Below are 6,571 nucleotides of genomic sequence, written 5' to 3'. Positions count from 1 at the left end.
GCTGCCGCGCGACGAGCTCACCTAAAATCTAAAATGCAACTGTAATGCTAGGTCCAGCGCCGAGCAGCGTTGGGCCGACCTGGCCGATCTCATTCTGATCGTTGCCCGCGAAATCCAGTTCCGCGGCTACAGCGACGAACGCGCACTGTCGCTGTCGCAGTCCGAAGGCATGGTGATGCGGTTTCTGACGGGCGAGGCCTCCGCCACGCCGAGCCGGATTGCCGCCGCGACCGGCCTGCAGCGCACCAGCGTCTCGCCGGTTCTGCGTGGCCGTCCTGACCGAGCGCAGGTTCAAGCGCGGCGTCTTCAAGGGCGTCGTCGATCTCGAGGCCGCCATCAACCGCTTCGTCGCCGATCATAACCAAGAGCCACGGCCCTTCATTTGGACCGCTGACCCAGATAAAATCATTGCCGCTGCAAGCCGAGGCCACCATATATTGGCTTCAATCCGCTAGGAGTTCGCTTCACGGCCTCAAGGTGTGGCTATCTTCGACCCGTTGCGGATCGAGATCCGGCGTGCGTTGATGAAAGGCTGAAGGGGCGGATGGGACAGTGATGACGGGCGATCTCTGGGCCTTATTCGCAGCCCTGCTGCTAGCTTCGGTGCAACTCACCATATCAAGCGTTGTGACGCTTCGTCAGCTCGGAGGGGCTTGGGTCGCAGGGCCGCGTGACGAACCGGCTGAGGTGACTGGACTGAGCGGCCGCTTCGTTCGGGCTCATCGCAACCTGCTTGAGATATTTCCGCAGTTCGTCGCTGCGCTGTTTCTCGTGCATGCAGCTCATGCCGCTGGATCACTGTCCGTCGTCGGAGCTTGGATGTTCGTCGTCGGCCGGCTGGCTTATGTTCCCGCATATGCCTTCGCGCCGTCAGGCGTGCGCCCCATCTGCTGGCTCGTCGCACAGGTGGGAATCTTCCTGATCTTGGCTGACCTGTTCGCGTGAGCACACGTCGGCTTTCCTCCCGTCTCGGTCCCCCGGAGGTCCGCTCCGGATGGGGACCATCCGCCAGATTCTAACCACTAGACTAGGGGGCGTCCGTGACAGTCGCCGTGACTGTGCTACATATCGCGATACCTATTGTGCTACAAATCGAGCTTGGTGATTGGCTCGATCCCGGCCAATGGTACGGCGGGTTCTTGGCCCCTTATTTTGAACCTCATGCTCTTGCGTGCCGTGATTTGAACCTGCGGGTTTCTTTCCTGAGAGGTTGAACGAGAGCAACCGATCGAGTGGGCGGATTTCCGGATAGCACGCCTTGCTATCCCTGGTTCTGCGACAGCCCGATTTGATGGCTTCTCTCGTCTCCCGCATGAGCACATCCTGCGAGGCATGGACCAAGGACGTCATTTCGGCAGGCCAGCAATGAAACCCCGGACTCTCCATTGAACTGGAGCAAGAATGGGTCTCAGGTCACTGCGTCCTCTATCTTTTGGAGTGAGCGAAAGGCCGCGATGTCTGGGAGCTTGCAAGCGCGGCCCCATGCTGGAGAAGGTGCTGCTGGAACAGGTCGGCGTAGTCCTCTCGAACGGCCGAGATAACGCTTTGCCGCGACGCCAAGGCGGCTCGCCACGCAAAAACGCGGGGCAGGTCGTTGAAGATCGCCTCCGAGACAGCCGGATCGATGCAATCGAAATAGCGGAAAACAGGTGCGAACACTGCATCGACCATGCTGAACATCGATCCGGAGAAGTACGGGCCTTTGCCTAGTACGGCTTCGATCCGCCGAAACCTGTCGTGGAGAACCACCCTTTTGGCATCGGCTGTCCGGGAATCAGGGTGGTTAAGCCACTGCCAGGTTTCGGAAAGGGCGGCCGTTCCGAATTCAACCCATGCCCGCTGTTGCGCACGGGATAGTGCATTCGGAAAATAGAGGCTCGCCCCTTCTTCGGCTTCTTCGATATACTCGCAGATCACCATGCTTTCGAACAGGATTACATCGGTTCCATCTGCCTGGCGCACCGTCAACAAAGGCACCTTGCCCGTCGGCGAAAGCGCGAGGAACCATTCCGGCTTTGCAGCGAGATCGATGTCGATTCTTTCGAAAGGAACACCTTTTTCAAGAAGAACGATCGCCGCTCGCTGAACGAACGGGCACAGCGGATGGCTGATGAGCGTGAGCTTGCCGTTGGGCATGATTGTCTCTCGATGTCGGGGGAGGAGCGGACCGGGATGGTGCTCCCGGCTAGAGCAGCTGTCCGCCGGAGATGTCGAAAGTGGTGCCGTTCGCCCACCCCATATCGTCGGACAGGATGGCCGCAACCGCGCCGCCGACATCGTCCGGCAGCCCGACGCGACCCAGGGCGATCCCCTGCGCGACGTAAGCGTTCACATCGTCGTTGTCGCGCACCGCGCCGCCGCCGAAGTCGGTCGCGATGGCGCCGGGCGCGATCGCGTTCACCCGGATCCGGCGCGCGCCAAGTTCGACCGCCATGTAGCGGGTCAGCACCTCAACCGCGGCCTTCATCGCCGCATAGAGGCTGTATCCCGGTAGGGTAAAACGCACGAAGCCGGACGACACGTTCAGGATGCGCCCGCCATCCCCGATCAGCGGCAGCAGCTTCTGAGTCAGGAAGACCGGTCCGCGCAGATGCGTGGTGACGAGCGAGTCGAACTGTTCCTCGGTTGCCTCATCGAAATTGGCAAAGAGGCCGTTGCCGGCATTGTTGACAAGAAAATCGAGCCGTTCGCGACCGAAATCGGCCTTGAGCGTGGCGGCCACTGTAGCGGCAAACGCCTGAAAGCTGGTGGTGTCGGTGACGTCGAGCGCGAGCATCGCGGCCTTGCCGCCCTGCGCCTCGATCTCTTGCTGCAGCGTGTCGGCTTCCGCCGCACCGCTGCGGTAGGTGCCGATGATATGGATGCCGCGCTTGGCGAGATGGAGCGCCATGTTGCGGCCGAGGCCACGGCTGGCGCCAGTGATGAGCGCAATTTGATCGGTCATGGTCTGCCTCTGTCTAAGGTCCGCGCCGGAAAGGAAAAACTGCCGACGCTCGATGATCCCGAGATAGTCGATTGGGAGATCGCCGACGCGCCCGATACGCTCAAAGAACTGCCTGATCGTCTCAACCGCTTTGCTCGCCGGCAGGGAAGTGGCATACTGCGGCATGGCCCACGATCTTGCGCAACATCTCGACATAGCCCTTCGCCATGCCCAACGGGGATTGACCGTCACGCCGCTGCCGCGGGTCGGTATCTGCGTCGAGCGTACATCCGTCGTGGCGCCATGCCCGTACCGATCGATGATCTGTTTCATTCTGCAGGGTTCGAAGCAGCTGGCCATCAAGGATGGTCTCCGAAGCTACAACAGCTCCGAATATCTCATCAGCGCTCTCGACCTGCCCCTAATCGGTCAACTCTGGGCCGCCGGGACAGCCCTATGTCGCTGTCTCGATGGACCTCGACCCCGCCTTGCTGGCGGAAATGGTGGCTGCCATGCCGGCGGTGCGGGAAAACGATCTCCAGGATATCGGCATCGCGATCAATCCGATGACCGCTCCGCTTCGAGAGACGTTGCTTCGCCTGCTGTCCTTACTTGACACGCCCGCCGATATCCCCGTGCTCGCACCCATGATCGAGCGGGAATTGATGTATCGTCTGCTGCAGGGTCCGCAGGGCAAGCTGTTGCGTCAGATCGCGCATCCGGACGGCGCGCTGAATCGTGTCCGACGGGCCGTCGGGTGGATCAGGGACAATTACAAATCTCGCTTACGCATCGAGGATTTATGCGATGCGAGCGGGATGAGCCGTGCCAGCTTGCACCGCCATTTCCTGGCAATGACCGGACTTAGTCCGCTCCAGTATCAAAAGCAGCTGCGGTTACAGGAAGCGCGACACCTGTTGCTTGCGGGCGAGCGCAACGCCTCCGACGTGGCGTTCGCGATCGGATACGAGAGCTCGTCGCAATTCAGCCGGGAGTACCTTCGCCAATTTGGCGCACCGCCGGCGCGGGACATTCGCCAGATCAGGCAGGCGATCAATGCGCCAGAAATGGCGCAAGTGTAATTGATTGTAGCTCGATTTTCCTGTCCGCACTTGTTCGTCGCTGACGAAGATCTTCCTTCTCGGCCCATCACGATCGGTAGGTGCCTGGCTGAGCGAACACCTCTCGGCTTTTCGGAAGCTTTGAGGTCCACCGATGCCATCGGGCCTACTCCCGGTCATTGCCCGACTGCTTGTATCCGCCGAAGGGAGCGGCCAGGTACAGACCGACGTTGTGGACGTAGATCTGACCGGCACGCTAGCGCCGCGCCGTCGCCTCGGCATCGCCCCGCTTGCCCTGCAGATAGGCAGCAAGCCCGTAGGTCGTGTCGGTGGCGATCCTCACGGCTTCCTCTTCGTCAGAATAGGCGATGATGACCAGTACCGGACCGAAGATTTCCTCGCGCGAGAAAGCCGGTCGCAAGCCCATCCGGGCGGCAAGCCCGCCGGTCACCAACGCGGCCCCTTCATCAACTCCAGCCTGGATCAGACGCTGGATCTTGGTCCACTGCGCCTCGGAGGCCACCGGCCCCATCTTCGCATTGGATGAAGGATGTCCGACCGACCAGCCTTCGGCCGCCGTGCGCGCATAGCCGATCGCTTCGGCGACCTGATCAACGTGAACCGGCATCCGCGATGGCGCGCTGCAGGACTGCCCGCAGTTGAGCATCATCTGGGCCACCCGGCCTTTGACAGCAGATGCGAGATCGGCGCTACGCAGGATGATGTTTGGCGATTTGCCGCCGAGTTCCTGATAATTGGAGGGACGGCAAGAAGTTATTGTCCAGCCGTCCCGCCCACATCAGACCAGTTCAGCCAAGGCGGCGGCGTCGAAGCCCTTCAAGGCCGTATGATCGCCGTTTTCGACCTTGGCGGCCCAGTTGGGATCGCTGAGCAGAGCCCGGCCCACAGCGATCAGGTCGAACTCATCCCGCTCCATTCGCTCGATGAGGCGGTGCAGGCTGGCTGAGGTTGAGCCCTTACCGGCAAAGGCGTTGGTGACGTCGTTGTCGAGGCCGACCGACCCGACACTGATCGTCGCCGCTCCGGTCACTTTCTTGGCCCAGCCTGCGCCGTTGAGACCGTTCTCGCCGTCGACCTCGGGAAACTCGGGCTCCCAGAAGCGACGCTGTGAAACGTGCAGGACATCGACGCCCGCCTCGACCAACGGCAGCAGCCAGTTCTCCATCTGTGCGGGCGTGTCCGCGACGCGCACGCTGTAGTCCTGCTGCTTCCACTGGCTGACGCGCATGATGATCGGGAAATCGGGACCAACTGCTTCGCGCACCGCGCTGACAATCTCACCAGCAAAGCGCGAGCGGTCCTTGATTGTCGGGCCGCCGTAGGGGTCGGTACGCAAATTTGTTCCCGCCCAAAAGAACTGGTCGATAAGGTAGCCGTGCGCGCCGTGAATCTCGACGGTGTCGAAGCCAAGCCGCTTGGCATCCGCCGCCGCTTTGGCAAAGGCTGCGACCGTATCGGCAACGTCTTCCTCGGTCATGGCGACGCCGCGGGGATCACTCGGGGCATCGAGGCCGGACGGGCTTTCTACCGGCGCATCGGGCTCCCAGCCGTTGATGTAGCGGGCGGCTCCGGTGTGCCAGATTTGTGGTCCCATGCGGCCGCCAGCACCGTGAACCGCATCGATCACGTTCCTCCACCCTGCCAATGCTTGGTCACCGTGAAAGAATGGAATCCCGGCATCATTGCGCGAGGCGGGGCGATCGACCACGGTGCCCTCAGACAATATAAGCCCGACACTGCCTTCCGCCCGCCGCCGGTAGTAGGCGGCACTCGCAGGGCTCGGCACGCCTTCAGGCGCGAAGAGGCGCGTCATCGGCGCCATTACGATGCGGTTTTTTAATTCAAGCGACCGGATGGTGAGGGGACGAAACAAGCTACTGGTATCGGGACGAGGCATGAACAGGAACTCCATTGTGTTCGATGGGCCCTACAGGTATATTATGTAGACCTAGCGTCAATTAGGCACCTCAAGTCGCCTACGTATATCGAAGGAAACCGGCATGCTTGACCTCGAACCGCTTTGCTTCTCGTCGGACTGCCCCAGCCGGGCCCTGTTCGATCAGATCGCTGATAAATGGTCGATGATGGTGCTGGCCGTGCTTGATGACGGTCCGCAGCGCTTCAACGCGATCCGTCGCCGGCTCCAAGGCGTGAGCCAGAAGGCGCTCACCCAGTGCCTCCGCCGGCTGGAGCGCAACGGCCTGATAGCCCGAGAGGTGATTTCGCTTTCCCCGGTCGCGGTGCAATATCAAGTCACGCCGCTAGGACGCACGTTGCGGGAGCCGCTTCGGGAACTGCACAAGTGGACACTTGTGAAACTGCCGGACGTAACCGCGGCGCGACAGACGTTCGACGCCACGGGTAGCGGAACGACAGTCGCTGACAGGTCGCTGCTCCAGTCATCCACATGAACGCAACGCTGACCGTCAGCGCTGGCGGAGCGACGCATGAAGTGGCGTTGTATTCGGGGCGATGGTTCTCCAGACCCGATAATGCCGCCTGCTACCGTTCAGGGTGTCCAGTATACTTTGCCTTACCAACGCTCCTATAAGCCCCTGTGCGCCAA

6 protein-coding genes and 2 pseudogenes are annotated in these 6,571 nt (G+C 61.3%); 4 read left to right on the top strand and 4 right to left on the bottom strand.

Annotation, left to right across the window (positions count from 1 at the left end; translation table 11 throughout):
- Positions 1-269: 269 nt before the first annotated feature.
- Positions 270-455 (top strand): annotated as a pseudogene (locus tag AC07FD_RS32300) (IS630 family transposase); the annotation flags it as partial.
- Between the two features lie 100 nt (positions 456-555).
- Positions 556-945 (top strand): MAPEG family protein, encoded by a 390-nt coding sequence (locus AC07FD_RS32295; RefSeq protein WP_478353133.1) that lies wholly within the window; start codon positions 556-558, stop codon positions 943-945.
- Between the two features lie 480 nt (positions 946-1,425).
- Here AC07FD_RS32295 and AC07FD_RS32290 read toward each other — a convergent pair whose 3' ends face one another.
- On the bottom strand, positions 1,426-2,136 hold the full coding sequence (locus AC07FD_RS32290; RefSeq protein WP_478353132.1) for a glutathione S-transferase family protein: 711 nt from the start codon (positions 2,134-2,136) through the stop codon (positions 1,426-1,428).
- Positions 2,137-2,185: 49 nt separating this feature from the next.
- The gene (locus AC07FD_RS32285; RefSeq protein ID WP_478353131.1) at positions 2,186-2,944 is read right to left on the bottom strand and encodes an SDR family NAD(P)-dependent oxidoreductase; all 759 of its coding nucleotides are present in this window, start codon (positions 2,942-2,944) and stop codon (positions 2,186-2,188) included.
- A 163-nt stretch (positions 2,945-3,107) separates the two neighbouring features.
- Between AC07FD_RS32285 and AC07FD_RS32280 the strand changes: the two are divergent.
- A pseudogene (locus AC07FD_RS32280) lies at positions 3,108-4,005 on the top strand (AraC family transcriptional regulator).
- A gap of 235 nt (positions 4,006-4,240) precedes the next feature.
- Here the strand turns inward: AC07FD_RS32280 and AC07FD_RS32275 are convergent.
- Positions 4,241-4,702, bottom strand: coding sequence for an aldehyde dehydrogenase family protein (locus AC07FD_RS32275; protein ID WP_478353139.1), 462 nt, complete (start codon positions 4,700-4,702; stop codon positions 4,241-4,243).
- 81 nt (positions 4,703-4,783) lie between these two features.
- Complete coding sequence (locus tag AC07FD_RS32270; protein WP_478353138.1) at positions 4,784-5,902, bottom strand: NADH:flavin oxidoreductase; 1,119 nt, start codon at positions 5,900-5,902, stop codon at positions 4,784-4,786.
- Between the two features lie 103 nt (positions 5,903-6,005).
- Here AC07FD_RS32270 and AC07FD_RS32265 point away from each other — a divergent pair, with 103 nt between their 5' ends.
- Positions 6,006-6,416, top strand: a complete 411-nt coding sequence (locus AC07FD_RS32265) for a winged helix-turn-helix transcriptional regulator (RefSeq protein ID WP_478353130.1) — start codon at positions 6,006-6,008, stop codon at positions 6,414-6,416.
- The last annotated feature ends 155 nt before the right edge of the window (positions 6,417-6,571 follow it).

The organism is Mesorhizobium waitakense (genome assembly GCF_056431085.1).
This window is presented reverse-complemented; position numbering and strand designations above follow the sequence as displayed.